Source organism: Frigoribacterium sp. NPDC087798 (assembly GCF_044742985.1).
Classification (GTDB): Bacteria; Actinomycetota; Actinomycetes; order Actinomycetales; family Microbacteriaceae; genus Frigoribacterium.
Genome location: NZ_JBIUVP010000001.1, coordinates 1268068 through 1292630, shown reverse-complemented (window position 1 = coordinate 1292630; position 24563 = coordinate 1268068). Strand labels below are relative to the sequence as shown.

26 protein-coding genes are annotated in these 24563 nt (G+C 74.4%); 10 read left to right on the top strand and 16 right to left on the bottom strand.

Annotated elements, in window-relative coordinates; genetic code table 11:
* Positions 1-28: 28 nt before the first annotated feature.
* Both ACIOSR_RS06010 and ACIOSR_RS06005 read right to left on the bottom strand, forming a co-directional pair.
* Positions 29-250: a hypothetical protein gene (locus tag ACIOSR_RS06010; protein ID WP_056047020.1), complete on the bottom strand. Its 222-nt coding sequence runs from the start codon at positions 248-250 to the stop codon at positions 29-31.
* A gap of 73 nt (positions 251-323) precedes the next feature.
* A complete protein-coding gene (locus tag ACIOSR_RS06005) occupies positions 324-869 on the bottom strand; it encodes a GNAT family N-acetyltransferase (protein ID WP_402752093.1) in 546 nt (181 codons plus the stop codon).
* A gap of 146 nt (positions 870-1015) precedes the next feature.
* Here ACIOSR_RS06005 and ACIOSR_RS06000 point away from each other — a divergent pair, with 146 nt between their 5' ends.
* Positions 1016-2917 carry an ABC transporter ATP-binding protein gene (locus ACIOSR_RS06000; protein ID WP_402752092.1) on the top strand — a complete coding sequence of 634 codons (1902 nt, stop codon included), beginning with the start codon at positions 1016-1018 and terminating at the stop codon, positions 2915-2917.
* Between the two features lie 2 nt (positions 2918-2919).
* Here ACIOSR_RS06000 and ACIOSR_RS05995 read toward each other — a convergent pair whose 3' ends face one another.
* On the bottom strand, positions 2920-3735 hold the full coding sequence (locus ACIOSR_RS05995; protein WP_402752091.1) for a hypothetical protein: 816 nt from the start codon (positions 3733-3735) through the stop codon (positions 2920-2922).
* A 177-nt stretch (positions 3736-3912) separates the two neighbouring features.
* On the opposite strand from ACIOSR_RS05995, the gene ACIOSR_RS05990 reads away from it, so the two are divergent.
* Positions 3913-5607 carry a PHP domain-containing protein gene (locus tag ACIOSR_RS05990; RefSeq protein ID WP_402752090.1) on the top strand — a complete coding sequence of 565 codons (1695 nt, stop codon included), beginning with the start codon at positions 3913-3915 and terminating at the stop codon, positions 5605-5607.
* Between the two features lie 48 nt (positions 5608-5655).
* On the opposite strand, the gene ACIOSR_RS05985 is transcribed toward ACIOSR_RS05990, so the two are convergent.
* Positions 5656-6456: an Fpg/Nei family DNA glycosylase gene (locus ACIOSR_RS05985; RefSeq protein ID WP_192124294.1), complete on the bottom strand. Its 801-nt coding sequence runs from the start codon at positions 6454-6456 to the stop codon at positions 5656-5658.
* Between the two features lie 201 nt (positions 6457-6657).
* On the opposite strand from ACIOSR_RS05985, the gene ACIOSR_RS05980 reads away from it, so the two are divergent.
* A complete protein-coding gene (locus ACIOSR_RS05980; protein WP_159825308.1) occupies positions 6658-7221 on the top strand; it encodes a hypothetical protein in 564 nt (187 codons plus the stop codon).
* On the opposite strand, the gene ACIOSR_RS05975 is transcribed toward ACIOSR_RS05980, so the two are convergent.
* The 4 genes from ACIOSR_RS05975 to ACIOSR_RS05960 all read right to left on the bottom strand — a co-directional run bounded on the left by ACIOSR_RS05975 (position 7205) and on the right by ACIOSR_RS05960 (position 10496).
* Positions 7205-7834: a class I SAM-dependent methyltransferase gene (locus tag ACIOSR_RS05975; protein ID WP_402752089.1), complete on the bottom strand. Its 630-nt coding sequence runs from the start codon at positions 7832-7834 to the stop codon at positions 7205-7207. The genes ACIOSR_RS05980 and ACIOSR_RS05975 overlap by 17 nt on opposite strands.
* A 593-nt stretch (positions 7835-8427) precedes the next feature.
* Entirely contained in the window at positions 8428-8898 is a 471-nt protein-coding gene (locus tag ACIOSR_RS05970) for a MarR family transcriptional regulator (protein ID WP_056046983.1), read from the bottom strand.
* A 95-nt stretch (positions 8899-8993) separates the two neighbouring features.
* Positions 8994-9734, bottom strand: coding sequence for a ZIP family metal transporter (locus ACIOSR_RS05965; protein ID WP_402752088.1), 741 nt, complete (start codon positions 9732-9734; stop codon positions 8994-8996).
* Positions 9735-9815: 81 nt separating this feature from the next.
* Positions 9816-10496 (bottom strand): SDR family NAD(P)-dependent oxidoreductase, encoded by a 681-nt coding sequence (locus ACIOSR_RS05960; protein WP_285063192.1) that lies wholly within the window; start codon positions 10494-10496, stop codon positions 9816-9818.
* A gap of 103 nt (positions 10497-10599) precedes the next feature.
* On the opposite strand from ACIOSR_RS05960, the gene ACIOSR_RS05955 reads away from it, so the two are divergent.
* Positions 10600-11442, top strand: a complete 843-nt coding sequence (locus tag ACIOSR_RS05955; RefSeq protein ID WP_402752087.1) for a helix-turn-helix transcriptional regulator — start codon at positions 10600-10602, stop codon at positions 11440-11442.
* A gap of 17 nt (positions 11443-11459) precedes the next feature.
* Here the strand turns inward: ACIOSR_RS05955 and ACIOSR_RS05950 are convergent, their stop codons facing one another.
* Both ACIOSR_RS05950 and ykgO read right to left on the bottom strand, forming a co-directional pair.
* Complete coding sequence (locus ACIOSR_RS05950) at positions 11460-12056, bottom strand: GrpB family protein (RefSeq protein ID WP_402752086.1); 597 nt, start codon at positions 12054-12056, stop codon at positions 11460-11462.
* A gap of 22 nt (positions 12057-12078) precedes the next feature.
* A complete protein-coding gene (gene ykgO, locus ACIOSR_RS05945) occupies positions 12079-12201 on the bottom strand; it encodes a type B 50S ribosomal protein L36 (protein ID WP_056224971.1) in 123 nt (40 codons plus the stop codon).
* Positions 12202-12270: 69 nt separating this feature from the next.
* Here ykgO and ACIOSR_RS05940 point away from each other — a divergent pair, with 69 nt between their 5' ends.
* The 4 genes from ACIOSR_RS05940 (at position 12271) to ACIOSR_RS05925 (ending at position 14177) form a co-directional block, all read left to right on the top strand.
* Positions 12271-12870, top strand: coding sequence for a hypothetical protein (locus ACIOSR_RS05940; protein ID WP_402752085.1), 600 nt, complete (start codon positions 12271-12273; stop codon positions 12868-12870).
* Positions 12871-13320, top strand: coding sequence for a GTP-binding protein (locus tag ACIOSR_RS05935; protein ID WP_402752084.1), 450 nt, complete (start codon positions 12871-12873; stop codon positions 13318-13320).
* Between the two features lie 37 nt (positions 13321-13357).
* Positions 13358-13657 carry a DUF1905 domain-containing protein gene (locus ACIOSR_RS05930; protein WP_123570686.1) on the top strand — a complete coding sequence of 100 codons (300 nt, stop codon included), beginning with the start codon at positions 13358-13360 and terminating at the stop codon, positions 13655-13657.
* 82 nt (positions 13658-13739) lie between these two features.
* On the top strand, positions 13740-14177 hold the full coding sequence (locus ACIOSR_RS05925) for a VOC family protein (protein WP_402752206.1): 438 nt from the start codon (positions 13740-13742) through the stop codon (positions 14175-14177).
* A 125-nt stretch (positions 14178-14302) separates the two neighbouring features.
* On the opposite strand, the gene ACIOSR_RS05920 is transcribed toward ACIOSR_RS05925, so the two are convergent.
* From ACIOSR_RS05920 to aztB, 5 genes are all read right to left on the bottom strand, one after another.
* Positions 14303-15349, bottom strand: coding sequence for a helix-turn-helix transcriptional regulator (locus ACIOSR_RS05920; protein ID WP_402752083.1), 1047 nt, complete (start codon positions 15347-15349; stop codon positions 14303-14305).
* Between the two features lie 297 nt (positions 15350-15646).
* Positions 15647-16876: a zinc metallochaperone AztD gene (aztD, locus tag ACIOSR_RS05915; protein ID WP_402752082.1), complete on the bottom strand. Its 1230-nt coding sequence runs from the start codon at positions 16874-16876 to the stop codon at positions 15647-15649.
* A gap of 29 nt (positions 16877-16905) precedes the next feature.
* A complete protein-coding gene (gene aztC / locus ACIOSR_RS05910; protein WP_402752081.1) occupies positions 16906-17868 on the bottom strand; it encodes a zinc ABC transporter substrate-binding protein AztC in 963 nt (320 codons plus the stop codon).
* Positions 17865-19130 carry an ABC transporter gene (locus ACIOSR_RS05905; protein WP_402752080.1) on the bottom strand — a complete coding sequence of 422 codons (1266 nt, stop codon included), beginning with the start codon at positions 19128-19130 and terminating at the stop codon, positions 17865-17867. The genes aztC and ACIOSR_RS05905 overlap by 4 nt, the downstream gene beginning before the upstream one ends.
* Before the next feature lie 76 nt (positions 19131-19206).
* On the bottom strand, positions 19207-20106 hold the full coding sequence (aztB, locus tag ACIOSR_RS05900) for a zinc ABC transporter permease AztB (RefSeq protein WP_402752079.1): 900 nt from the start codon (positions 20104-20106) through the stop codon (positions 19207-19209).
* 51 nt (positions 20107-20157) lie between these two features.
* Here aztB and aztA point away from each other — a divergent pair, with 51 nt between their 5' ends.
* Positions 20158-20805 carry a zinc ABC transporter ATP-binding protein AztA gene (gene aztA, locus ACIOSR_RS05895; protein WP_402752078.1) on the top strand — a complete coding sequence of 216 codons (648 nt, stop codon included), beginning with the start codon at positions 20158-20160 and terminating at the stop codon, positions 20803-20805.
* A gap of 107 nt (positions 20806-20912) precedes the next feature.
* Positions 20913-21854, top strand: coding sequence for a PhzF family phenazine biosynthesis protein (locus ACIOSR_RS05890; RefSeq protein WP_402752077.1), 942 nt, complete (start codon positions 20913-20915; stop codon positions 21852-21854).
* Positions 21855-21978: 124 nt separating this feature from the next.
* Here ACIOSR_RS05890 and ACIOSR_RS05885 read toward each other — a convergent pair whose 3' ends face one another.
* Positions 21979-24552 (bottom strand): lamin tail domain-containing protein, encoded by a 2574-nt coding sequence (locus ACIOSR_RS05885; protein WP_402752076.1) that lies wholly within the window; start codon positions 24550-24552, stop codon positions 21979-21981.
* Positions 24553-24563: the final 11 nt, after the last annotated feature.

Genomic DNA, 24563 nt, shown 5'->3' with positions numbered 1-24563 from the left:
CGGAACGCCCGCCGACGGAGGCGCGGGGTCAGTCCCCGGCGCGATGGTCGTCGCGACGGAGGCCGACGATGCCGACGACGATCGCCGCGATGCCCACGGGGATGCCCAGGTAGGCCAACGTCCCCGCGCGACCGCCGTCCGGCACCGAGCCGAACGCGCCGGACAGGGCGAGAGCCGAGAACAGGCAGGCGACGACTCCGAACCCGATGAGCGCCCATCCCTCGGTCGATCCGCCGCGCCTCATGAACATGCCCGTCTCCGTTCCGTCGCGGTGGACTCCTCGGCACGAGTCTGCCCGTCCACGTCCCCCCGGGGCCGACGCGTCACCCGGGGAACTCGTCGGCGAGCATCGCGAAGACGAGGGTGTCGGTCCATTCGCCCTTGCTCCAGAAGTCCTGCCGGTGGTGCGCCTCCTGCCGCATGCCGACCCGGGCCGCGAGTCGGGCGGAGGCCGTGTTGCGGCCGTCCATCTGCGCGGTCACGCGATGGACGTCGTCCCGGGCGAACGCGAGCCGCAGCGCGGCCGCGACCGCCTCGCCCGCGAAGCCCTGGCCTCCGTGGTCGGGATCGAGCGTCCATCCGACCTCGAGCGTGCGGGGTTCGGACTCGGTGCGCCACAGCGCCACCGTGCCGATGAGCCGGCCCTCCCGTTCGACGACGAGGGCGAGTGCTCCGACGGGCTCGGCGAGGTCCGTCCGAGCCAGGCGCCGATCGAGCTGTGCCCGTCCTGACTCGATCGTCCAGGGCTCCTCCAGGAGGTACCGCGAGACGTCCGGTCGTGAGTGGATCGCGAGGAGTCGCTCCAGATCGTCCTCGCGATGCAGGCGGAGGGTCAGCCGGGGGGTCGACGCCAGGGTGTCCGTGTCCATGACGTCGATCCTCGTGCATCGCCCGGCCTCGGCGAGGATTCCTGCCGACCGTCCCGGGCAACGTCGGACCGGCCCGGGCACGGCTGCTGCGAGCCCGGGGCGATCCGCCGTCTACATTGGGCCAGGCCCCCACGGAAGGAACCACCATGAGCATGGAAGGCGCGGCCTGGAGCTCGCTCTACAAGATCTCGTCCGCACGGGACGGCGGGCACGGCATCTCGCGCGCGTCCGTCCGGCGGATCATGACGTTCGCGGTGCCCTACCGGTCGAAGCTCGTCGTCTTCATCGCCCTGTCCGTGGTGGGGGCCGTCCTCGCGGTCGCGACGCCCGTGCTGGCCGGCCGGGTGGTCGACGTCATCGTCGCGCGGGGCGAACTCGCGTCCATCGTGCGGCTCGCCGTCCTCATCGCCGTCGTGGCACTGGCCGACGCCGGCGTCTCGCTCGTGACGCGCTGGTTCTCGGCCCGGATCGGCGAGGGCGTGATCCTCGACCTCCGCACCGCCGTCTTCGACCACGTGCAGAAGATGCCGATCGCGTTCTTCACCCGCACCCGGACGGGCGCCCTCGTGAGCCGCCTCAACAACGACGTGATCGGCGCCCAACAGGCCTTCAGCGGCACCCTGTCGGGCGTCGTCACGAACGTCGTGGCGCTGGTCCTCACGCTGATCGTGATGCTCAGCACGTCCTGGCTCGTGACGGTCCTCGCCGTGGTCATGCTGCCGATCTTCCTGGTCCCCGCGCGGCGCATGGGCAGCCGCCTGGCCGCGCTGCGCCGCGAGGCCGCCGACCACAACTCCGCGATGAGCACGCAGATGACCGAGCGCTTCTCCGCGCCCGGGGCCACCCTCGTCAAGCTGTTCGGCCGTCCCGACGAGGAGGCGGAGGAGTTCCGCGTCCGTGCCGCCCGGGTCCGCGACATCGGGGTCCGGACCGCGCTGCTGCAGTTCGTCTTCGTCACCGCGCTGACGCTCGTATCCGCCCTCGCCCTCGCGCTCGTGTACGGACTGGGCGGCGCCCTCGCGCTCGCCGGCCAGCTCGACACCGGGGAGGTCGTCACCCTGGCCCTCCTCCTCACGCGCCTGTACGTGCCGCTGACCGGCCTCGCGAACGCGCGGGTCGAGATCATGAGCGCGGTGGTGAGCTTCGAGCGCGTCTTCGAGGTGTTGGACCTCGAACCGCTGATCCAGGAGAAGCCCACCGCCGCCTCCGTCCCCGAGGGCCCGGTGAGCGTGGAGTTCGACGACGTCCGCTTCGCGTACCCGTCCGCCGACAAGGTGTCCCTCGCCTCCCTCGAGGAGGTCTCCACCCTCGACACCCGCGGTGGCGAGGAGGTGCTGCACGGCGTGTCCTTCCGGATCGAGCCCGGGCAGACCGTCGCGCTCGTGGGCACGTCGGGTGCCGGGAAGTCCACGATCGCGCAGCTGATGTCGCGTCTGTACGACGTCGACGGCGGCGCCGTGCGCCTCGCGGGGACGGACGTCCGTGACGTGACCTTCGCCTCGATGCGCCACACGCTGGGCATGGTGACCCAGGACGGCCACCTGTTCCACGAGACGATCCTCAGCAACCTGCGCCTCGCGAGGCCGGACGCGACCGACGACGAGGTGTGGGACGCCGTCCGCCGCGCGCGGCTCGAGCCCCTCATCCGGTCGCTGCCGGACCAGCTCGACACGATGGTGGGGGAGCGCGGCTACCGGCTCTCGGGAGGCGAGCGTCAGCGCATGACCATCGCGCGCCTCCTGCTGGCGCAGCCCCGCGTCGTCATCCTCGACGAGGCGACCGCGGCTCTCGACTCGACGTCCGAGGCCGCCGTGCAGGCGGCCCTCAGCGAGGCGCTCGAGGGGCGGACCGCCCTCGTCATCGCGCACCGCCTGTCCACCATCCGCAGCGCGGACCAGATCCTCGTGGTCGAGGACGGCTCGATCGTAGAGCGCGGCACCCACGAGGAACTGCTGGCCGCGGCCGGCCGCTACGAAGAACTGCACCGCACGCAGTTCGCCGTGCAGAAGGACGTCGCCGCGGACGAGCAGGCGCCGAGCGCGCCGTAGCCCTACTCCGCGGGCGGCCCGGCGACGGGCGTGGTCCGCCGTCGCCGCAGCACGAGGGCGGTGCCCGCCGCGAGCAGCCCCGCGGCGAGAGCGCCGACCCCGGCGACCTGACCGCCCGTGAAGGCGAGGGCTCCGTCGGCGGAGGGCCGGGCCGTGGCCGAGGGTCGCGGCGTCGAGCCCGTCCCGGCCCCGGCCCCGGCCCCGGCCCCGTCCGTGGGTGCGGGGGAGGGGGCCGTGCCGGGGTCGGTCGGCAGCGCGGTCGGGTCGTCCGTCGGCGGAGCCGGGTCGACCTCGGCGCCGGGCACCGACCAGGTCCCCGCGGCGAAGGTCACGGGCAGCGTCGCCGCGACGACGACCGTCGACGGGATGCCGGACTCGACGACGAGGCACTCCAGCGAGAGCGTCGCTCCGCCCTCCTCGACGCCGGCGGCGACCACCTCCTCGAACGAGATGGCCATCGGCACCTCGACCGGCTGCCCCGCGGTCACCGCGACGCTCGGGGACGTGACGACGGTCGCGCCTCCCGACGTCACCGAGAGCCGGGCGGCGTCGTCGGCGTCGGCCGGGCAGCCCGCGGCGAGCAGCGCCGAGGCGAACGAGGGATCGGCGCGTGCGTCGCCGGACACGATCGCGGTGCCGGCGGCGTCGCGCAGCACGAGCGGCGCGGGGTCGACGGGTGCGGGCGCCGGGGCGGCGACGGCGACACCGAGGCCGGCCAGGCCGGCGACCGCGCCGACTGCGAGGGCCGCCGCGACGAGCAGGCCCCGTCCGGAGGCGCGCGAGGGGAGACGACGGACGGCGGGGACGGAGGGGAGCATCGGGACCTTCGGTGGGTGCGTGGACTGCGCGGCGGGGAGCGCGCGGCGACGCCAGGACTGTCGCGCACCCGGGGGAACGGTTCGTGAACGCCCGGTGTCGCACGCGTCCCCGACCGTTGGCCTGCGGTTCAGGCCCCCTCCCTACGGTCGGGACGCCCGCCCGACGAAAGTGAAGCCATGTCCCTCGACCTCCGCCCCGAGCAGTCCGCGCCGACCGGATCGGGCCTCTCGCGCCGGACCTTCCTCGGGGCCTCCGTCGCCGCGACGGTCGCCGTGGGGGCGACGGCCCAGGGGTTGCGGGGAGCGGACCCCGCGCAGGCGGCGCCGCTGCCGTCGGCGCCCGCCGTCGTCGATCCGGCCGCCGTCTCGTGGCTGGTCTTCGACCACCACGTGCACTCGGTCTACTCGCACGACGCGAAGTACCCCATGACGACGATCCTCGATCAGGCGCAGAGGTTCGGGGTCGACGCCATCGCCTTCACCGAGCACAGCAACAAGGGCCACGCCAACGTCGGCGGGGTGTTCAACGCCGCCCGCGAGATCGAGACCGCGCGGGCTGCCCGGCCCGACCTGCTCGTGCTGCAGGGGCTCGAGTGGTACATCCCCGGCGCCGAGCACGCCACCGTGCTCGTCGCACCCGGTCCCGCCACGACCCGTGTGCTGCGCCGCTTCGAGCTCGACCACGACGGCAAGCTGAACGGCTGGGAGAAGCCGCGCCCCGGCACCGACGACGCCGCCGAGTGGCTCGTGCACGCCACCGACGCGATCGCCTGGCTCGGCGCCCAGAAGAGCGCGGGCGTCGTCGACGACGTGATCGTCCTGGCGAACCACCCGAGCCGCCTCGGCATCGACTCGCCCGGCGAGCTGCGGGCCTGGCAGGACGCCGACCCCGAGGTGTTCGTCGGCATGGAGGGCGCCCCCGGTGCCCAGGCGGGTGCCGTCGCCGCGAACGCGTCGGCGCGCTCGCGGCGGGGCGAGTACGAGAACGCCCCCAGCGAGTTCTCGTTCGCCGGCTACCCCGCCGAGGCCTACCTGACCCACGGCGGCTTCGACTGGACGACGGCCGTCGTCGGCGGCGTGTGGGACTCGCTGCTCGGCGAGGGCCGGCGCTGGTGGATCACCTCGAACAGCGACCTCCACCTCAAGGAGTCCGACGCCACGCGCGTCGGCGACTTCCCGACCGGGCCAGGCTGGGAGGCCGGCGCGACGCTCGGCAACTTCGACCGTGCCGGCCGCCGCCCCGACCCGGTCGCGACGGCCACGCCCCAGAACGGTGCCGACTTCTGGCCGGGCGAGTTCAGCCGGAACCACGTCGGCGCCGTCGACCGGTCGTCCGCCGCGCTGCTCGACGCGATCCGCGCCGGTCGGCTCTGGGTCGACCACGGGCACCTGGTCGCCGGGCTCTCCGTCGTGCTCCGGGCCACCGGCGGGCAGGAGGCGCAGGCCACCCTGGGCGGGACCCTCACCGTCCCGCGCGGCACCGCCCTCGAGCTCGTGGTCGACGTGGTGCCCACGACGACGCCCACCTCACGGGGCACGATCCCGCGGCTCGCCCACCTGGACGTGATCCGTGGCCGCGTCACCGGACCCGCGGCCGACCGCGACGAGCAGCGCGCGCCCGCCACCCGGGTCGTCGAGCTGCTCGACGTCGCCGACCGGTCCGCCGCTCCGTTCCGCGTCGTCGTGCCGCTCGAGCCCGCCACCGAGGACGGCTACGTGCGCCTGCGCGGCAGCGACGGCCGGGTGCACGGCGTCGGCCCGCTCGGAGCCGACGTCGACCCGCGGGCACCCCAGCCGTTCCCGATGAGCCCGGCCGACCCGTGGGCCGACACCTGGCTGTACGCGAACCCGATCTTCGTCAGCGTGCGCTGAGCCGACCGCGGCCCACTCCTGAGGGAACGTCGTCGCGACCGTCCCGCGTCACGCCGCGGGCTGGCACCGCGGGCACCACCAGGCCCGCCGCGTGCGGCCGTCCGGCGTGGGAGGGTCGTCGCGCGCCTCGACGCGGGTGCCGCAGCGCAGGCACGGGCGTCCGGCCCGGCCGACGACCCAGTGCGTCTCGCCCCGGCGCGTCCGGCCCGTCGTGACCTGGTAGGCGCCGGGCGTCGAGACCGAGAAGCGCAGGGCGCGGGCGGCCACGTCGACGAGCTTCACCAGGTCGACCTCGCCGATCGGGGCGGCCGGGTGCAGGCCACGCAGGTACCCCACCTCGTTGACCCAGAGGTTGCCGAGGCCGGCCATCGGACGTTGGTCGAGCAGCGCGGCACGGACCGTGACGTCGGGGAGTGCGGCCAGGCGACGTCGCGCCTCCTCGGGGTCCCAGTCGGGGCGCAGCGGGTCGGGGCCCAGGTGGCCGACCAGCGCGTGCTCGTCCCGGGTCGGCACCAGGTCGACGACGGGCAGGTCGACGCCCCAGAGGGTGTGGCCGTCGTCGAGCCGGGCACGCACCCGCACCTGCCGCTGCAGCCGGGACGGCAGGACGCGGCCGGGGCGCGTGACCGTCCACGACCCCTGCATGCGCAGGTGCGTGTGCAGGGTGGTGGCGTCGTCGAAGCGGGTCAGCAGGTGCTTGCCGTGGGTGTCGACCTCGACGACGCGCCGACCGGCGAGCGACTCGCCCGCCCGGCCGCCCGACCGCAGCTCGCCGTCGACGACGACCCGCCCGACGAGCGAGGGACGGAGGCGCGCGGCCAGCAGGTGGACGCTGTCACCCTCCGGCATGCCGCGATGCTACCCGGCGTGCCCCGGGCCGGTCACGCGGGAGTCGCACCGCCGACGGGACGCACCGCCGACGGGACGTCGCACCGCCGACGCGTCGTCGAACCACCGTGTCCCGTGGTTCGACGACCCGACGGTGGTGCGACCCCGACACGGGGACACGCTGGCATCACCACGATCGGTCGTCTGCCTTAGCCTCGGCCCATGAGCTCACCCACCTCGTCCGGGCCGTCGACAGGAACGTCGTGTCCCGTCGCGGTGCTCCTCCCGGGTACCGGGTACGGGGTCAAGGCGCCGCTGCTCTACTGGCCTGCGTTGATGCTGCGGCAGCTCGGTTGGCGAGTCGAGGCCGTCGAGTGGGATGCCCGAGATCTGACGGCCGACGACTCGCGGCCCGTCGTCGAGGAGCGGCTGCAGGATGCCGCGGAGGCCGTCGACGGTCGCGTCGACCTCGTCCTCGCGAAGTCGTTCGGCACCCTCGCGTTGCCGTGGGCCGTCGAGCACGGCGTCGCAGGGGTGTGGTTGACGCCGGTCCTCACCGAGCCCGTGGTCCTCGATGCGTTGACCCGCGCCTCCTCGTCACACCTCGCCGTGGGCGGAGGGGCCGACTCGATGTGGCAGCCGGCGCGGGGGCTCGAGACGCATGCGGGCCTCGTCACGGTCGACGGCGCCGACCACGGCCTGCTCGTCGACGATTGGGCGACTTCGTTCGACGCGCATCGCGCCGTCCTCACGGCCATCGAGACCCACATCAAGGGGCTGGGCTGACGGTCACACCCTGAGCGACACGGGCGATGATCGCGCCGTGGGGCCTCGGCCCGGACGGTGGTCCCGTGCGGGTGTGGGTCTCGAGCACGTCGAACCCGGAGGCGCGCAGCTCGTCCGCGAGGAGGTCGGACGCCCAGCGCCACGCGGTCGTGATCGCATGGTCGAACGGTTCGACGGTCGACCCGGTGAAGAACCCGACGAGCAGCCCGCCGCCCGGCCGGAGCACCCGGGCGAACTCGCGGAGGGGGCGCCGGATGCTGCCCGGGTCGTGGTGGATCAGCGAGTACCAGGCGAGGACTCCCGCGAACTCGTCGGGCTCGTACGGCAGGGCGTCCACGTCGCCCAGGCCGAACGAGACGTCCGGGTGGGTGCGGCGCGCGTGCTCGACGAAGGCCGGGACCCGGTCGAGACCACGCACGCGGACGCCCCGCGCGGCGAGGTGCCCAGACCAGTGGCCCGGCCCGCAGCCCGCGTCGAGCACGGGGCCCTCGACCGTCGTCGCCCAGGACGTGACCAGGCGCTCGTCGGCGGGGTGCACCGACGACATCGAGCCGAGGTGGTCGACGTACTCGCGGGCCCGCGCGGCGTAGCGCTCCCCGACGTCGGATGTCATGCCCCGCAGCCTAGGAGTCGTGGCTCGTGGCTCGCGGCCGGGGTCGGGGTCGGGGTCGGAATCGGAGTCGCACCACCGTCGTGTCGTCGCACCACGCAACTCGGTGGTGCGATGACGCGACGGTAGTGCGACCTCGACCTCGACTGCGGGGCGTCGCATCGTCAGGGGCGGTGCGGCACCGCCGACTGGACGTCGCACCGCCGACTGGACGTCGCACCGCCGAAATGGGCGGTGCGACGCTCAGTTCGCGGTGCGACACGGGCGAGGAGGCGCGGCGCGAGGAGGCGCGGCGAGAGCGGGCGAGGAGGTGCGGCGAGAGCGGGCGAGGAGGCGCGGCGAGAGCGGGCGAGGAGGTGCGGCGAGAGCGGGCGAGGAGGTGCGGCGAGAGCGGGCGAGGAGGTGCGGCACCGCCGACTGGACGTCGCACCGGGCAAATCGGCGGCGCGACGCTCAGTACGCGGTGCGACCCGGGCGAGGAGGCGCAGCGAGAGCGGGCGAGGAGGCGCAGCGAGAGCGGGCGAGGACGCGCGGCGCGAGCGGGCGAGGAGGCGCGGCGAGAGCGGGCGCACGAGTCCGGCACCGGTCGGCCCGGGTCAGGACGCGGATTCGCGGGCGGCGGCGTCGAGCGCGGCGGCGATGCTGTCGAGCTGGGGGAGGGCCTCGGCGATCGTCTCGTCCGTGCCCGTGGTCGAGAGGACGTACTGGTACGCCTCGCGCAGGGTGGTCGTGGTGTCCTCGCCCTGCGTGGTCAGGTGGAGGAAGAGGCTGCGGCGGTCGCCCGGGTGGCGGCTGCGCGTGACCTGCCCCGACTTCTCGAGCCGGTCGACCACGGCCGTCGTCGCCCCCGTGCTCAGCAGCAGCTGTTGGGCGAGTGCTCCCGGGGTGAGCCCCGGGGCGTCGGCGACGGCGAGCAGGGCCGCCAGCTCGGTGTGGCCCATCCCGAAGACCTTCGCGGCGTGGAGTCGGTAGCGGCGGTGGGCCTCGTCCAGGGTCTGCAGCGTCGCGGCGAGGCGCCGGACGGACTCCGGGTGGTTCTCCGGAGTGGCGGGAAGGTCGGGGCTCACGACAGCAGGGTACCGAGCATCGCCCCCGTCGTCGGCACCGTTGCGCAGAACGGATGACCCAGTTCGGGGCGCGACGACCCGCTCGGGCGACCCGCTCAGGCGACCTGGTGCACGACGTAGCTCGCGACGAAGCCCAGCACCGTCACGAGTCCCGTGAGCGTCTGCGTCTTGCGGAAGGCCTCGGGGATCATCGTGTCGCAGATCATCGCGAGGATCGCCCCGGCGGCGAACGCCATGACGAACGACTGCCCGCCCTCGGGCACCCCGCCCAGCAGGGCGTACCCGCCGAGCGCGGACAGCGCGCACACCACGGCGATGCCCGACCAGAGGCCGAAGACGTACCTGGCCGACCGGCCCGACGACTTGAGGTCGGCCGTGCTCGACATGCCCTCGGGGAAGTTTGAGATCACCACGGCCACCAGCACGGCGATGCTGAGGGACCCGCCGCCCGTCAGGCTGACGCCCTGCACCGCGGTCTCGGGGACGCCGTCGAGCAGGGCGCCGAGGGCGATGCCCAGGCCGGTGCCCGAGCCGGCCGACCCGCGACGGTGGTGCTTGCGCCGGAACCCGCCGTGCTCGAGCAGCTGGTCCAGGACGACGTAGACGATGGCGCCCGCGAGGAACCCGCCGAGGGTCGGGAGCAGCCCGCCGCTGCTCGTGGCCTCGTCGACGAGGTCGAACGAGAGTGCGGAGATCAGGACGCCGGCGCCGAACGCCATGACGAGGGCGACCACCTCGCGGGGCACCCTGACGAACCACGACACCGCCGCCCCGACGACCAGGGAGAGGCCCGAGAGCAGGCCGGCGAGAGAGGCGAGGAGGAGCGGTGAGGGCACGAGGACGTGTCTAGTCCTTCCGTGCGCAGGAGGCGCGGTGTCGGTCCCGAGGACTCGCACCGCGCCTCCTGCGGTCGCCGCTCAGTAGTCGATGCGGCCCCGGCGGTCGTGGAACTCGCCGGTCGGGCCGTCGGGCCCGAGCAGGGCGAGGGCGACGGTGGCGTCCGTGCCCTCGGTCACCGTCTGGTGGCCGCCGTGCCCGTTGAAGTCGGTGGCGGTGTAGCCGGGGTCGCTGACGTTCACGCGGAAGGTCGGCAGGTTCTTGGCGTACTGCACGGTCAGGGCGATCACGGCCGCCTTCGAGGACGCGTAGGGCACCGCGGCGACGGGGTACTCGTCGTGGCCCTCGGTGCTCAGCCAGCGCGGCCAGCCGACACCCGACGCGACGTTGACGATCACGGGACGGTCGGAGCGGCGCAGCAGGGGCATCGCGGCCTGGGTGACGCGGACGAGCCCGACGACGTTGACGTCGAGCACCTCCTGCATCGTCTCGGGGGTGAGGTCGTCGACGCCGAACGACGACCCGAGGACGCCCGCGTTGTTGACGAGGACGTCGAGCTCGGGCAGGGAGGCGAGCGCCGCGTCGACGCCGGCCTGGTCGGTGACGTCGAGCTGCACGGCGTGGGCGCCCAGGGCCCGGACGGCGTCGCCCGAGTCGAGGTCGCGCATGCCGGCGTACACGGTGTGGCCCGCCTCGAGCAGGCGGCGGGCGGTCTCGAGTCCGAGGCTCTTGTTGGCCCCGGTGATGAGTGTGGTGGTCATGGGTCCATGCTGCGCCCAGCCCCGCCTCGGCACCCAGGCCCCGCACGACGGGAGGACTGCCGGTACCACCCTCGGGCGCGCGGGCCGGGGGAGGATGAGGGGCATGAGCGAGTTCGCGGACGTGTTGCGGTCGTGGCGTGACCGGGTCGGCCCGGCCGACGTGGGGCTGCCCGCGGGGGCGGGGCGCCGCACGACGGGTCTCCGCCGCGAAGAGCTGGCGGCGCTCGCCGGGGTGAGCGTCGACTACGTCGTCCGCCTCGAGCAGGGTCGGGCGACCAACCCGTCCCCGCAGATGCTCCGCGCCCTGGCGGTCGCCCTGCGCCTGAGCGACGACGAACGCGACCACCTCTACCGCTCGGCCGGCGCCGCGCCTCCGTCGGCCGGGATCGTCCCGCGCCACGTGGGGCCCGGCGTGCAGCGCATCGTCGACCGGCTCGGGGACGTGCCGCTGGCCGTCTTCTCGGCGACCCACGACATCCTGCTCTGGAACCCCCTCTGGGCCGCGGTGAACGGTGACCCGTCGCGCCTGGTCGGGCTCGAGCGCAACCTCGTCTGGCGTCACTTCACGTCGGGCCACGAGGGCACCGAGTTCGACGCCCGGCACGAGGAGGACTTCGCGAGCGACCTCGCCGCCGACCTGCGGGCGGCGGTGGGGCGCTATCCGTCGGACCCCTCGCTCCGCTACCTCGTGTCGCGCCTGCTCGAGACGTCGCCCGAGTTCGCACGCCGCTGGGCCGAGGCCAAGGTCGCCGAGCACCGGGCCAGTCGCAAGACGGTGACGGGCACCCCGGTCGGGCCGATCGCGATCGACTGCGACGTGCTGACCGCGCCCGGCGACCTGAGGATCGTCGTCTACACGGTCGCGCCGGGGTCCGACGACGAGGCGCGACTCGACCTGCTGCGCGTCACCGGGCTGCAGTCGATGGCGGCGACCTCGGCCGGCTGAGGCCGTGCCCGCTCGGGTCAGCCCTCGCGGGCTGCGTCCCGGGCTGCGTCGCGGGCGGCGCGAGCCCGCGCCGTGATGGCCGTGACGACCTCGGTCTTGGCGTCGGCGTAGTCGTTCATGTCGTCCCAGCGGCGGTCGAGCAGGTCCCGCTTGACGCCGGCGTAGAGCTCGCGGTCGGCGGCGTCGGTGCGCAGGTGGTCCCGCAGCAGCAGGTACCCGGCGATCGCGTCGGCACCCTGCTCGTAGACGTGCACGTGGACGCTGCGCTCCGGCGTCCGCACGAGTCGGTGCCCCGGCTCGCGCACCCGCAGCTCGTAGCCCGCGGCGAGCAACGGGTCGAGGTAGTCCTCTTCCGCGGTGATGTCGGGCACCGCGACCACGACGTCGACGATCGGCTTCGCCGCGAGGCCCGGCACCGACGTCGAGCCGATGTGCTCGACGTCGACGGCGATGCCCGACGGCGCCAGGGCCTCGACGATGCGGCGTCGGTGCTCGGCGAACTCGGCCGGCCAGCGCTCGTCGTACTCGTGCAACGAGACGTGGACGGCCTCGGCACCGCCCACGAGCTCGGTGGTCGTGACGTCGGGGCGGCGGGGGGTCCGGTCGGCAGGCATCAGGAGATCTTGCCAGACGCCGTCACCCCTGGCGCGTGTTCCACCGCGGGTCCTTCTTGTTGATGACGTAGACCCGACCGCGGCGGCGGACGACCTGCGAACCGGGGATCTTCTTGAGCGCCTTGAGCGAGTTGCGGACCTTCACGGTTGCCTCCTGGTGTCGATGGGGTGGTGTCGGTTGTTAGTGAGAACCATTATCACCTAGCGTGGGGGCATGACCGAACCGACCCGCGCCTCCTCGTCCCCACGCCACCGGGGCGTCGTCCTCGTGACGGGCCAGAGCCCGTCGGCGGTGGACCGGGTGGCCGACGGGCTGCTCGGATCGACGAGCCACCGGCTGGTCGCGGGTCCGGACGCGCACGACGCCGCCGACGCCGTGCACCGGCTCGCGCTCGACCTCGCCCACGACGGGCACCCGGTCGACGTCGTGGCCACGCTCGCTGCCGGCACCCCGAGTCGGGCCACCGGCCTGCTGCTCGGCTCGCTGCTCGACTCGTCCCTGGGGCGGCCCTCGGGTCGGTCGCTGCTGCAGCACGTCGTCTCGGTCGTCAGCGCGGTCGAGCTGGTCGACCTCGTGCTCGGCGGGGTCGACGACCGGTTCCTCGCCGCCGAGCACGTCGTCGACCTCGTCGAGTACGCGACCGTGATCGTCCTGGTCGACACGGCCGGGGTGTCCCCGCGCGACCTGCGGACGATCCGCCGGCTGCTCGCGCGACTGGCGCCGGAGAGCCGCGTCGCCGGCGTCGACGCCGTGCGACGCGAGACCCTCGAGAGCCCGGGAGGCGCGGCGCAGCTCGGCGGCGCCGCCGGCTAAATGCAGGCCCTCTCGGAGCACACCCCCGACCTCGACCACGACGGCGTGGTCACGACGTACGCCTACCGGGACGAGCGTCCGTTCCACCCGGGGCGCCTCGCCGTCGCGGTCGAGCACACCTTCGCCCCGGGCGCCGTCGGCACGGTGCTGCGTTCGCGCGGTTTCACCCAGTTCGCGACCCGCAGCGACCGCGTCGGCTCGTGGTCGAGCGTCGGGCAGATGCTGAGCCTCGACCCGACCTCGAGCCCGTCGTGGCACCCCGACTCGCCGCACGGGCAGCAGATCGCCTTCTTCGGTCTCGACCTCGACGTCGCGACGATCCGTCGAGAGCTCGACACGTGCCTCCTGACCGACGACGAGCTGCTGGGCGACCCGGCGGGCTGGCGCGACTTCGTCGACCCGTTCCCGGTGTGGAGCGGGCCGGGGGCCGGGCCGGGGCACCGGCACTAGGTTCGGAGGACGGCTCGCGGCGGGAGGAGGGGTCGAGATGCAGTTCACGTTCGACGCCGACCTGTGGCGGTGGGAGAGTCGGCGAGCCTTCTACACGTTCGTCAGCCTGCCGCCCGAGGTCGAGGACCACGTCCTGATGGTGGCCGGCGACCTGCTGCGCGGCTGGGGTTCCGTCCGGGTGGAGGCGCGGGTCGGCTCGTCGACGTTCACCACGTCGGTCTTCCCCCTCGGCGACGAGAACGCCTACGCCCTGCCCGTGAAGCGCGCCGTGCGCGACGCCGAGGGCCTCGGCGTCGGCGACACCGTGGGCGTCACGGTGCGCCTGCTCGACTTCTGAGCTGCCGCCGAGGTCTTGACGGCCGACACGGGCGGGGCCACGCTGAGCGTCACCACCCGTGGACCGTTCGAAGGAGAACACCGTGGCCATGATGTTCGTCAACCTGCCCGTGACCGACCTCGACCGGGCGAAGTCGTTCTACACGGCCCTCGGGTTCACCATCAACCCGCTCTTCACGGACGAGAACGCCGCATGCGTGATCGTGGAGGAGGACCACAGCGCGTTCATGATCCTCAGGCGCGAGTTCTTCCAGACCTTCACCGACCTGCCCATCGGCGATCCGACCACGGCCCCCTCGGTCGCCACCGCCGTCATGCTCGACTCGCGCGACGAGGTCGACACGACGGTCACGGCCGGCCTCGGCGCCGGAGGCACGGAGGCGCGCCCCGCGACGGACTACGGCTTCATGTACCAGCGCCAGCTGACCGACCCGGACGGCAACATCCTCGAGTTCGGCTGGATGGACCCGTCGGCGGCTGAACAGGGCCCCGAGGCCTACGCCCAGCAGCAGGGCGCCTGACGATCGAGTGGGCAGAAAACGTCCTTCGTGCAAGCGGGAAGGACGATTTCTGCCCACTCGACCAACCGCCTCCTCGGGGCGGGGCGGGGCGGGGCGGGGCGGGGCAGCGCGGGGCCGGGGCGTCGCTAGCGGGCGAGCGTGTCGCGGGGGTACTCGTCGAAGCGCGCGGCGTACGACCCCGCGAACCGGCCGAAGTTGCCGAAGCCCCAGCGTCGGGCGACGTCCGAGACGCGGGTCTCGTTCGGTGCCGCCGCGAGCAGTTCGTCGTGGACGCGGTCGAGGCGCACCTGGCGCAGGTACGCCGCCGGTGACGTGCCGAGGTGTTCCTTCATCGACGTCTGCAGGGTGCGGGTGTGCATGCCCGACGCCTCGGCGATGTCGGCCGGGGTGAGCGGCTCGGCCGCGTGGGCGTGGATGTACTCGACCGCGTGTCGGACGCGGGCGGCCTCCTGTGTGCGCAGGCCGACGGGCACGTCGACGGCGCGCCACGGGAACAGGTCGAGCATGGCCCGGGCGAGGGTGAGCTGGGCCTCGAGCCGCACGAGCGGTGACGCCTGCTCGGCCACGACGGCCGCGGCGCTCGACCCGACGGCGGTCCGCCAGGCCGCGACCGCCTCGGGGCGCGGGGTGACCGCGTAGTCGAACACGACGCGCTGTGACGGCCCGCCGTGGCGCTCGGCGGCGGTCCGTTCGAGGAAGTCGCTGCCGACCTGCACCATGCCGTTCCTCCGCGGGGTCGACTCGAACGAGAAGGCCTCCTCGGCCGGCATGAGGAACGGCGTGGAGCCCTCGCTCGTGAACGTGTGGCCGCGCTGGTGCAGGGTGGTGCGTCCGCTGCGGTTCCACGCGACGATGTACTGCCCCGGGAAGGGGATCTCGCCCTGCATCGGTGCACTGAACGACGAGGTCTGCATGACGAGGCGGTCGTCGCCGGCGAGCACGTACGAGTACTCGAACGGGCTGCCCCCCGACTGGGACCGGAATCGTCGGCCCCGGTAGTGCGTCTCGAGGCGGCGGGTCGCCTCGCGGAGGTCGGTGCCGCCGTCCTGGACGCGCCGGTAGGTCGACCCGCCCCCGTCGTCGCCGCCGCCCGTGAGGTCGACGGGGTGCGCGGAGACCCCGCCGGTGGGTTCCGGTTCTCCGTCGGGCGCGCTGACGTAGAAGCTCGGCATGGGGTCCTCTCGATCCGTGGTCCTGCGGCGCCGCCGTGGGCGGCACACGATGGAGACGTGGCCCGAGGGCGAAACGTCACGAATTCGTCGGACTCTCCCGGTCTTCGGTGCCGCGGGACGCGGGGACGGGGGCCGAGGTGCCCCCAGAGGACGGGTCGGCGCCCGGCGGGCGGGCGGGCCGGCGGGGTGGGGGCGGCCGAGCGCGCCGGGCCGGCCGGACGAGCCGTGCGCAGCCCCCGACCACGAAGGAGGCGCGGTGCCCTCGCACCGCGCCTCCTCGTCCCTGGGGTGGTCGCGTCAGTCGGCCGTGGCCACCGCGACCTCGTTGGGCGTGACGTCGAGCTCTCGCGACGACAGCACCTCGCCCGTGGTCAGGTCGACCGCGTGCACGCTGTCCGTCGCCGGCTCGGTGACGTAGCCGACGTCACCCGCGACGACGATCGCGGGGTGGGCGTCCTGCCACTCGGCCGGGCCCTCCCAGGCGCCGATCACGGGCCACGACGCCGTGAGCTCGCCGGTCGCGGGGTCGAGCACGTGCACGGCGCCGTCGGTGCCGATCAGGTACGCGAGGTCGCCCGGGCCGCGGGCGACGCCCCGGAAGGTGTACTCGACGCCCTCGGGCAGGTCGACGACGTCGAGGGTGTCGGCGGCCGTGTCGATCAGGGTGACCGCGTGCAGCAGGTAGCCCTCGGCGTCGGGGTCGTCCTTGTGGTCGCCGACGACGAGCGGGCTGGTCTCGCTGACGTACGCGTTGCCCATGCGGCCGTAGGGCTGCGAGGGCGAGGCGAGCTTGGTGATCGTGCCGTCGTGGTAGACGAGCGCCCCGTCCTCGCAGCCGAGGACGACGGCCTCGTCGGCCGCGGTGCCCTCGCCGTGGACGCCCGGGCACTCGTCGCTCTGCGCGACGACCGCACCGTCGGCGTCGCGCACCTCGATGCCCGTGCGGCCGTCGGAGTCGCCGACCGTCGTGAGGAAGGTGCCGTCCTCGAGCACGACCGAGACGCCGTGGTGGGCCTCGACGCCCTCGATCGTCTCGACCACGGGCAGCTCGCCGTCGGTGACGGCGTCGGTCAGGTCGGCGGACTCGAACACCGTGGTGTCGCTCGTGCCGTCGGCGTAGAGGATCGTCTTGCCGCCGTGCCGGACGACGTGGCCCGCGGTGTCGGCGTCGAACACGAGGTCGGTCAGGGCGGGCTCGGACGAGCTGCCGGCCGCGGTGTCGAGCACCTGGAACCCGCCGCTCGTCGTGACCATGACGTGTCGGCCGTCGCCGGCCGGGTTGAGGCGGGTGAACTCCTCGGAGTCGAACGCGCCGACGGTCTCGAGGGTCTCGCCGTCGAGCACGGTGACGCGGCCCTCGGACGAGACGGCGAGGCGGGGGCCGGACGAGGAGGCGCCGGTCGCGTCGGCGCCGCCCGTCGCGTCGGACGCGGAGCCGGGTCCGCCGGTCGAGCAGGCGACGAGGGTCGCGGCGACGCCGAGGGCGAGCAGCGTGCCGCCGGTCCGTCGCAGGTGGGTGGTGCGCATGGGTGTTCCTCTTTCTGGTGGTCGGACGCTCACGGGGAGAGTCCGGTGGCGATGCGCTCGGTGTCGACGCGCATCATGGTCAGGTAGTCGGGGGCGTCGCCGTCGGCCGCGGTGAGCGACTCGGTGAACAGTTCGACGACGTCGACGTGGACGTCCGCCTCGCTCGCCAAGGCCTGCACGAGCCGGTCGGGCGAGGACGACTCGGCGAACACGGTGGGGACGCCCGTCGTCTCGACGGCGTCGACCAGGTCGGCGAGGTCGGACGCCGACGGCGCCGCGAGCGTCGTGCCGCCGGGGATCACGGCCCCGACGACGTCGAAGTCGAACCGGTCGGCGAGGTAGCCGAAGACGTGGTGGTTCGTCACGAGTGCGCGCCGTTCGGCGGGGATCGCGGCGAAGGCGTCGACCATGTCGGCGTCGAGTCGCTCGAGCTCGGCCCGGTAGTCGGTGGTGCGCGCGGTGAGCCCCGCGGCGTCGACGCCGTCGACCTCGGCAAGCACCGGCCCGAGGGCGTCGACGACGTCGAGCATGCGGCCCGGGTCGGTCCAGAAGTGCGGGTCGGGGGTGCCGGCGGCGTCCCCGTCGCGGTAGTCGAGGACGTCGATCGCGTCCGCGGCGACGAACGAGGCCACGCCGGAGTCGACCGCCGCGTCGAGGTGCTGCTGCAGCCCCTCCTCGAGGCCGAGGCCGTTCGAGACGACGAGGTCGGCCGCCCGCATCCGTGCCGCCTGCTGCGCCGAGATCTCGAACGAGTGCGGGTCGGCGTCCGGCTTCATCAGGGTGACGACCTCGGCCTGGTCGCCGACCAGTTCGTCGACGACGTCGCCGAGGATGTTCGTCGACACGAACACGACCGGACGGTCGTCGTCGGCGGGTGCGCAGCCGGTCAGGGCCAGCGCGGCCGCGACGGCGACAGCGGCGACGCGGACGGCGGTGCTGCGGCTGCCGGTGACGAGCCCGGCCCGGCGGCGGGCCGTCGACGGCGCCCTCATCGACCCGTCTCCGCGACGAAGGCCGGCTCGCCCGCCGTCTCGAAGCTGCGGGCGATCCGCGCGCCGTCGGCGGCGTCGATCTCGTACAGCCGCCCCTCGACCGGGGCCGAGAGGTACGCGCGCTGCTGGTCGGCGATGAGCGTCGGCGTCCGGCCCGCGGCGAGCGAGTCCGCGACGAGCGGCGCGGTCTCGGCGACGACCTGGCCGGTGGTGCCGTCGAGGACGAGCACGCGGCCGTCCTGGGCGAGGGCGAGGAGGCGCTGGTCGGCGTCGTCCACGGCGGTCACCGTGACCAGCGGGGTCGGTGCCGGCAGCAGCGTCCAGGCCCGGGCCCGGGTGTCGAGCAGCCAGACCCCCTCGGAGCCGGCGAGCCCGGCCACGGTGGGTCGCCCCTCCCGGTTGTCGAACGCGGTGGCCGGGGCCGCCGTGCCGCCCGACGACGGGGTCGAGCCGGCCGGGTAGGGGATGCGTTCGACGACGAGCTCGTCGTCGGCGACGGTCGCGAGCAAGGCGCCGTCCGAGCAGCCGACGACCGCTCCGACGCGGGTCGTGATCGTGCCCGAGGCGTCCGGGCAGGCCTCGCGCAGGCCCGTCTCGTCACCGTCGGCGGTGCGTCCGACGAGCGTCGTCGCCTCGCCGCGCCCCTCGGTCACCAGGGCGTACGAGCCCACGGGGACGACCATGCCGGTGCCCGGTTCGCCGTCGAGGCGGAACCGCTCCCGCAGCTCGCCCCGCGACAGCGCCTCGGTGTCGAGCAGCACGGCGTCGCCCGAGCCGGCGAAGTGCACGCCGGTCGAACCCGAGGTCGACAGGTTCGTGGTCGCGACGGTCGCCGCGCCGTCGCCCTCGACGGTGCCGAGGAGGCGCGGGTCGGCCCGGTAGTAGTGGAAGTGGTCCCCGTGGTCCCACGTCCAGACCCCGCTGTCGACGACCTCGAGGCCGCCGGTGGTCTCGGCGAACAGGTACCGCCCGTCGGTCTCCACGGCGGTCGGGGCATCGACCGACCCGAGCTCGACGACGCCCTCGTCGAGCAGGTCGAGGTGGGCGACCGTGCCCGACGGGTCGATCGTGGTGAGGCCGAGACGGGGCTCGGCGAGTTCCTCGGCACCGGCGACGGCGCCGTGGCCCTCGCCGCTGGTGCCGGCCTCGTCGGCCGTCGTCCCGGCGGCGGGGTCGCCGCCCGGCGAGGTGTCGGTCGAGCAGGCGGTCAGCCCGAGGGCGAGCGTGCCGAGCAGGCAGGTCGTGAGGAGGGGGGATCGCATGCGGTCCTTCCGGGTGGGCGTGGGGTGGGTCGGGGAGAAGGGAGGGGGAGTGCGGACGTGGGGTCGTGCGGGCGGGTCAGGAGGCGGGGGTCGCGACGGGCGCCGTGCCCGTGCGACCCGGGGCGGCGGTGTCGACCCGTCGTGCCCGCCGGCGGCCGAGGGCGGCGTGGCCGGCCCCCGAGAGGCCGGCGAACGCGATGGCCGTCGCCGCGATCGAGGCGCCGGCGGCCGTCGCGGCGTGCCACGAGACGAGCAGGCCGACGGCGACGGCGAGCACGCCGACGGCCGAGGCGAGGACCATCCGCGTGGGCAGGCGCGTCGTCCAGTGGCCCGCGGCGACGGCGGGTGCGAGCAGCAGTCCGACGACGAGCAACGACCCGACGGCCTGGTACGAGGCGACGACGGCGAGCGTGACCAGGCCCACGAGCACGGCCTGGGCCGAGCGCGGACCGAGCCCCAGCACGGCGGCCAGTCGCGGGTCGAGGGCGAGGGCCAGCAGGGGGCGGTGGAAGGCGGCCGCGAGGCCGACGCCGACGGTCGTCGCGCCGGCGAGCAGGCCGAGGTCCGCCGTCGTGATCGCGAGGACGTCGCCGAACAGGATCGACGTGGCGTCGGTGGCGAAGCTGCCCGAGTGCGAGATGACGACGACGCCGAGGGCGAGCATCGCGACGAAGAGGAGGCCGATGCTCGTGTCGTACGACAGGCGACCGCGTCGTTGCAGCGCCGCCACGCCGAGGCTCATCACGACGGCGCTGAGCGCCCCGCCGACGAGGACGGGCGCACCGATCACGGTCGCGAGGGCGACGCCGGGCAGCATGCCGTGCGCGAGCGCCTCGCCGAGGAAGGCCATGCCGCGGACCACGACCCAGGTGCCGACGACGCCGCAGAGGATCGCGACGAGGCCGCCGCCGACGAGGGCGCGCTGGACGAAGTCGAGCGAGAACGGCTCGAGGACGGCGGTGGAGAGGAAGGGCACGAGACACGACCGTAGCTGAGAATGAGAACGCTTATCAACTAGGCTGACGGCATGACGACGACCACCGCCGCCGCTCCCTCGTCCCTGGCGCGCCTCCTCGGGGTGGGGTGCACGTTCGGTGACCGGGTGGCCCTGGCCGACGTCGACCTCGACGTGCGCGGCGGTGCCCTGACGGTGGTCGCGGGCCCCAACGGCGCCGGCAAGTCGACGCTGCTCGAGGTCGTCGCGGGCGTCCGCGAACCGTCGTCGGGCACGCGCTCGACGACGTCGACGATCGCCTTCGTCCCGCAGCGCACGTCGATCCCGGACGGGCTCCCGGTCACCGTGCGCGACGTCGTGACGGTCGGTGCCTGGGGTCGCGTGGGCCGGTGGCGTCCCCTCGACCGTCGAGCCCGCGCCGCCGTCGACGAGGCGCTCGAGCGCCTGCACGTCGCCGACCTGGCGCCCCGACCCTTCGCCGCGCTCTCGGGTGGCCAGCGGCAGCGTGCGCTCCTGGCCCACGGACTCGCGCGCGGGGCCGACCTGCTGCTGCTCGACGAACCCACGACCGGGCTCGACGCCGACAGCGCCGACCGCATCCGGGCCACGCTGCTCGACGAGGCGGCCCGGGGCACGGGGGTGCTCGCGGTCTCGCACGATCCGTTGCTGCTCGACGCCGCGCACCGCGTGGTGCGGCTCGAGGCCGGTCGGGTCGTGTGAGGCGGCTCGGGGTCCGACACGGTCCGGCACGGTCTCGAAGGCCGGGCGGGCCACCCGGCCCGAGGTGGCGCTGGCGACGAGGAGGCGCGGTGCGGCACAGTGGCGTCGTGACCGACCGCAGACCCTCGCCTCCCGCCGGCCCCGCCGCTCCCTCGCCGTCCGCCCCGACCGTCGAGGTGCTGCACCTCACGGCCTTCGCCGACGGACCGGGCGGCGGCAACCCGGCCGGCGTCGTGCCCGACGCGTCGGCCCTCTCGGCCGCCGACATGCGGCGGATCGCCGCCGAGGTGGGGTACGCCGAGACGGCGTTCGTGGTCGATCCGTCCCGCGCCGGCGACGACCGGCACGTGGCCGTGCGCTACTTCTCGCCCGGGGCCGAGGTCCCGTTCTGCGGCCACGCGACGATCGCCACCGCCGTCGCCCTGGCCGAGCGTCGCGGGGTCGGAGCGTTCACGCTCGAGACGGCGGTCGGGCCGGTCGTGATCGAGACCTCGCGTGGGGGCGCCGACGCTGTCGCGGGCCCGGTGACGGCGTCGTTCACGAGCGTCGACCCCGTCGTGCGCGACCTGGACCCGACCGTCGCCGACCGGTTGCTGGCGCTGCTCGGCCTCACGCACGCCGATCTCGACGAGCGTCGTCCGCTGCGGGAGTCCTTCGCGGGCAACCGGCACCCCGTGGTGGCCGTCCGCGACCAGCGGGTCTTCGACGCCTTCGGGTTCGACCCGGTCGCCGTGCGGGCCCTCATGGACGAACAGGGCTGGGCGGGCACGATCACGGTGATCCACGCCCAGGGTGTCGACGAGTCCGGGGCGACCGTGGTCGAGGCACGCAACCTGTTCCCCGTCGGCTCCCTCACCGAGGACCCGGCGACGGGGTCGGCGGCCGCGTCGCTGGGCGGCTACCTCCGCGCGCTCGACCTGATCGCGCCTCCTGCCCGCGTCGTGGTGAGGCAGGGGCGGCACGTCGGGCGTCCGAGCCGCCTCGTGGTCGACGTCCCGGTCGTCGGCGGCGTCACGGTCACCGGCACGGCGACGCCGCTGACCCGCTGACCCGCTGACCGGTCGGCCGCCGCGGCCGCGGCCCGGGCGCCCACGACGACGAACCCCGTGTCGAGCGACGCGCCCGGACGCTTCCGGGTGCATCGCTCGACACGGGGTCGTGGGGCGTCGTGACTCAGTCGCGGGTGAGTCGACGGCGGCGGGCGATCAGGGTGCCCGCCCCGGCGAGCACGAGCAGCAGGGCCGCGGCCGCTGCCCACCGGGCGTCCGAACCGGTGAAGGCGAGCTGCCCGTCGACCGTCGCCGGGGCCGAGCCCTGACCGATCGGCGTCACGCCCGTGCCGGGATCGGCGGGGGCAGCGGGGTCGCCGGGCGTGCCGGGCGTCCCGGGGTTGCCGGGGGTTCCGGGGTCGCCGGGCGGCCCGGGCTCGGCCGCCACGCCGGGGAACGTCCCGGCGCGCAGCGAGAACCCGTCGGTGTCGTTGTCGTCCGCGTAGAACGTCTGGCGGAACCCGTCGACGCTCGTCGCCGCCGGGGCGATCGCGAAGCCTTCGTTGGCGAGCCCGCGGTCGGCGTTCGCCGGTGCCTCGTAGACGACGTCCTCGGCGAACGCCCCCGACTCGTCGACCGAGAACAGCGCCGTGCGGCCCGAGCAGGCCTCGTCGCAGACGACCCAGAGCGCGTCGAGGTCGGCGTCGAACTGCAGGTCGGCGACCAGGGCGAACGACGTCGCGATCGTGGCGACGCGCTCGAACGAACCGTCGTCCATCAGGGCGTAGGCGTAGACGCTCGCGGTGCCCTCGACGCCGACGAAGAAGAGCCCGTCACCGTGGCCGGCGTACGTCGCGGGGTCGTAGGAGGCGCCGGTCGCCTCGTCGACGAACCCCGCCTCGGTCAGCCAGGCGTCGGGCACCCAGGTGATGCCCTCGAGGCCCGCGTTGGCCCCCAGGCCGGGGAAGTCCGCGGCGAGGTTCCACTCGTCGGTGGCGACCAGGGTCGTGGCCGGGCTCGAGGCGTCGTAGCGCAGCACGGAGGGGCGGCTGACCGAGCCCGAGGCGTTGTTGCGCTCGGTCGACACGTAGACGCCGCCCGCGGACGAGTCGTCGGCGACCGTGACGCCCTCGGCGTCCACGATGTCGGTCGCGACCCCGCTCGGGTACAGCAGCTTCTTGCCCGCGGCCCAGCCGTCGGTCGTCTGCGGGGCCCACCCGCCGGCGCCGTCCGGGACGATGCGGTAGAGCAGGCCGTCGCCGTTCTGCACCGCCCAGAGCGTGCCGGGGGTCGCGGTGCCGGTCGGCTCGTAGTCGAGACCGCTCAGGTCACCGGTGAAGGTGCCCTCGTCGTCCAGGGGGACCTCGTCGCGTCCGCCGGGCCAGGCCGTCGGCACGGAGACGCCGGCGAAGGTGTTGGCCGAGCCCTTGGTCGAGGTCGACGTGACGGCGAAGTCGCCCGTGCCGTCGGGTCCGCGGCCGTAGGTGGTGGCGGCGTGCGAGGTCCACGAGTACTCGTCGGCGAGGGTCGAACCGTCGGCCGCCGTCGTGCCGTCCGGCAGCAGCAGGCGCACCGAGTCGGCACCGCCCAGTCCGAAGTCGAAGCCGGCCGAGGTCGGGGTCTGCTCGTCGAGGACGACGAAGCCGCCGGGGGCGACGACGGTCCCGGCGGGGACGACGTAGCGGTGCGTCGGGTCGGAGTCGGTCAGCACGTAGCCGCCGAGGTCGACCGACGAGGTGCCCACGGTCGTGAGCTCGACCCAGTCGCCGGGCGCGCCTCCCTGGCTCTCGACCTCGTTGATGCGCACGGGCGACGAGCAGTCGTTCGCCGCGCCCTTCGTGGTCGCGGTCGTCGTGGTCAGCTCACCGGTGCCGTCGGGGCAGCGGCCGTAGCTGACGGTGCTGTGGACGCTCCAGGCGTACGACGCGACGAGCGTGCCCGCGGTGTCGAACAGGCGTGCCGAGTCGGGCTGGCCGAGTCCGAAGTCGAAGCCGACCGGGTTCGAGCCCGAGGCCTGGTCGATCACGAAGAAGGCGCCGGGCTGCACGACCGAACCGGTGGGCAGGGTGAAGGGCGTGCGCACGTCGTCCTCGTCCCGGAAGGTGTAGCCCGAGACGTCGACGGGCACCGTCCCGACGTTCGTCAGTTCGACCCAGTCGGTGTCGTCGCCGTTCGACTCGACCTCGTTGATCACGACGTCGGTCGTCGCGGGCACGGCGGGGGTCGTCGGGTCGGTCGGGGCGGGGTCCGTCGGGTCGGTCGGAGCCGGTGTCGTCGCGCACTCGTTGGCGGTGCCTCGCGTCCCGGCGGCCGTCGTCGCGAACGCGCCGGTGCCGTCGGCGCAGCGGCCGTAGGTCGTCGTCGGGAACTGCGTCCAGGCGTACGAGTCGAGCAGGGTCGTGCCGTCGGCGGCGTAGAGCCGGACGGCGTCGGCGCGTCCGAGCCCGTAGGCGGCGGCGCCCCACACGGCGTCGTCGGCGACGTCGACGACCAGGCGCTCGCCGGCGGCGAGGACCGTGCCCGCGGGCAGCGCGAGCGTCCGCGTGTCCTTGTCGTCCCGCAGCACGAAGCCCGACACGTCGGTCGGGGTCTGGCCGGTGTTGAGCAGTTCGACCCAGTCGTCGGTCGTGTCGATCTCGTTGACGACGACGTCGGCGTCGGCCGCGAGGGCGGGCAGGGCGCTCGTGGCCACGAGCCCGGCGGCGGCGATCGAGCCGGCCAGGGTCAAGGCGCCGAGGCGGAGCAGGGGCGTGCGCATTCGGGTATCCG

Bases quoted from the DNA above. Each gene is read 5' to 3' on its own strand.
- ACIOSR_RS06010 (WP_056047020.1), bottom strand. From the start codon at position 250: ATGTTCATGAGGCGCGGCGGATCGACCGAGGGATGGGCGCTCATCGGG.
- ACIOSR_RS06005 (WP_402752093.1), bottom strand. From the start codon at position 869: ATGGACACGGACACCCTGGCGTCGACCCCCCGGCTGACCCTCCGCCTG.
- ACIOSR_RS06000 (WP_402752092.1), top strand. From the start codon at position 1,016: ATGAGCATGGAAGGCGCGGCCTGGAGCTCGCTCTACAAGATCTCGTCC.
- ACIOSR_RS05995 (WP_402752091.1), bottom strand. From the start codon at position 3,735: ATGCTCCCCTCCGTCCCCGCCGTCCGTCGTCTCCCCTCGCGCGCCTCC.
- ACIOSR_RS05990 (WP_402752090.1), top strand. From the start codon at position 3,913: ATGTCCCTCGACCTCCGCCCCGAGCAGTCCGCGCCGACCGGATCGGGC.
- ACIOSR_RS05985 (WP_192124294.1), bottom strand. From the start codon at position 6,456: ATGCCGGAGGGTGACAGCGTCCACCTGCTGGCCGCGCGCCTCCGTCCC.
- ACIOSR_RS05980 (WP_159825308.1), top strand. From the start codon at position 6,658: ATGAGCTCACCCACCTCGTCCGGGCCGTCGACAGGAACGTCGTGTCCC.
- ACIOSR_RS05975 (WP_402752089.1), bottom strand. From the start codon at position 7,834: ATGACATCCGACGTCGGGGAGCGCTACGCCGCGCGGGCCCGCGAGTAC.
- ACIOSR_RS05960 (WP_285063192.1), bottom strand. From the start codon at position 10,496: ATGACCACCACACTCATCACCGGGGCCAACAAGAGCCTCGGACTCGAG.
- ACIOSR_RS05955 (WP_402752087.1), top strand. From the start codon at position 10,600: ATGAGCGAGTTCGCGGACGTGTTGCGGTCGTGGCGTGACCGGGTCGGC.
- ACIOSR_RS05950 (WP_402752086.1), bottom strand. From the start codon at position 12,056: ATGCCTGCCGACCGGACCCCCCGCCGCCCCGACGTCACGACCACCGAG.
- ACIOSR_RS05940 (WP_402752085.1), top strand. From the start codon at position 12,271: ATGACCGAACCGACCCGCGCCTCCTCGTCCCCACGCCACCGGGGCGTC.
- ACIOSR_RS05935 (WP_402752084.1), top strand. From the start codon at position 12,871: ATGCAGGCCCTCTCGGAGCACACCCCCGACCTCGACCACGACGGCGTG.
- ACIOSR_RS05930 (WP_123570686.1), top strand. From the start codon at position 13,358: ATGCAGTTCACGTTCGACGCCGACCTGTGGCGGTGGGAGAGTCGGCGA.
- ACIOSR_RS05920 (WP_402752083.1), bottom strand. From the start codon at position 15,349: ATGCCGAGCTTCTACGTCAGCGCGCCCGACGGAGAACCGGAACCCACC.
- aztD (WP_402752082.1), bottom strand. From the start codon at position 16,876: ATGCGCACCACCCACCTGCGACGGACCGGCGGCACGCTGCTCGCCCTC.
- aztC (WP_402752081.1), bottom strand. From the start codon at position 17,868: ATGAGGGCGCCGTCGACGGCCCGCCGCCGGGCCGGGCTCGTCACCGGC.
- ACIOSR_RS05905 (WP_402752080.1), bottom strand. From the start codon at position 19,130: ATGCGATCCCCCCTCCTCACGACCTGCCTGCTCGGCACGCTCGCCCTC.
- aztA (WP_402752078.1), top strand. From the start codon at position 20,158: ATGACGACGACCACCGCCGCCGCTCCCTCGTCCCTGGCGCGCCTCCTC.
- ACIOSR_RS05885 (WP_402752076.1), bottom strand. From the start codon at position 24,552: ATGCGCACGCCCCTGCTCCGCCTCGGCGCCTTGACCCTGGCCGGCTCG.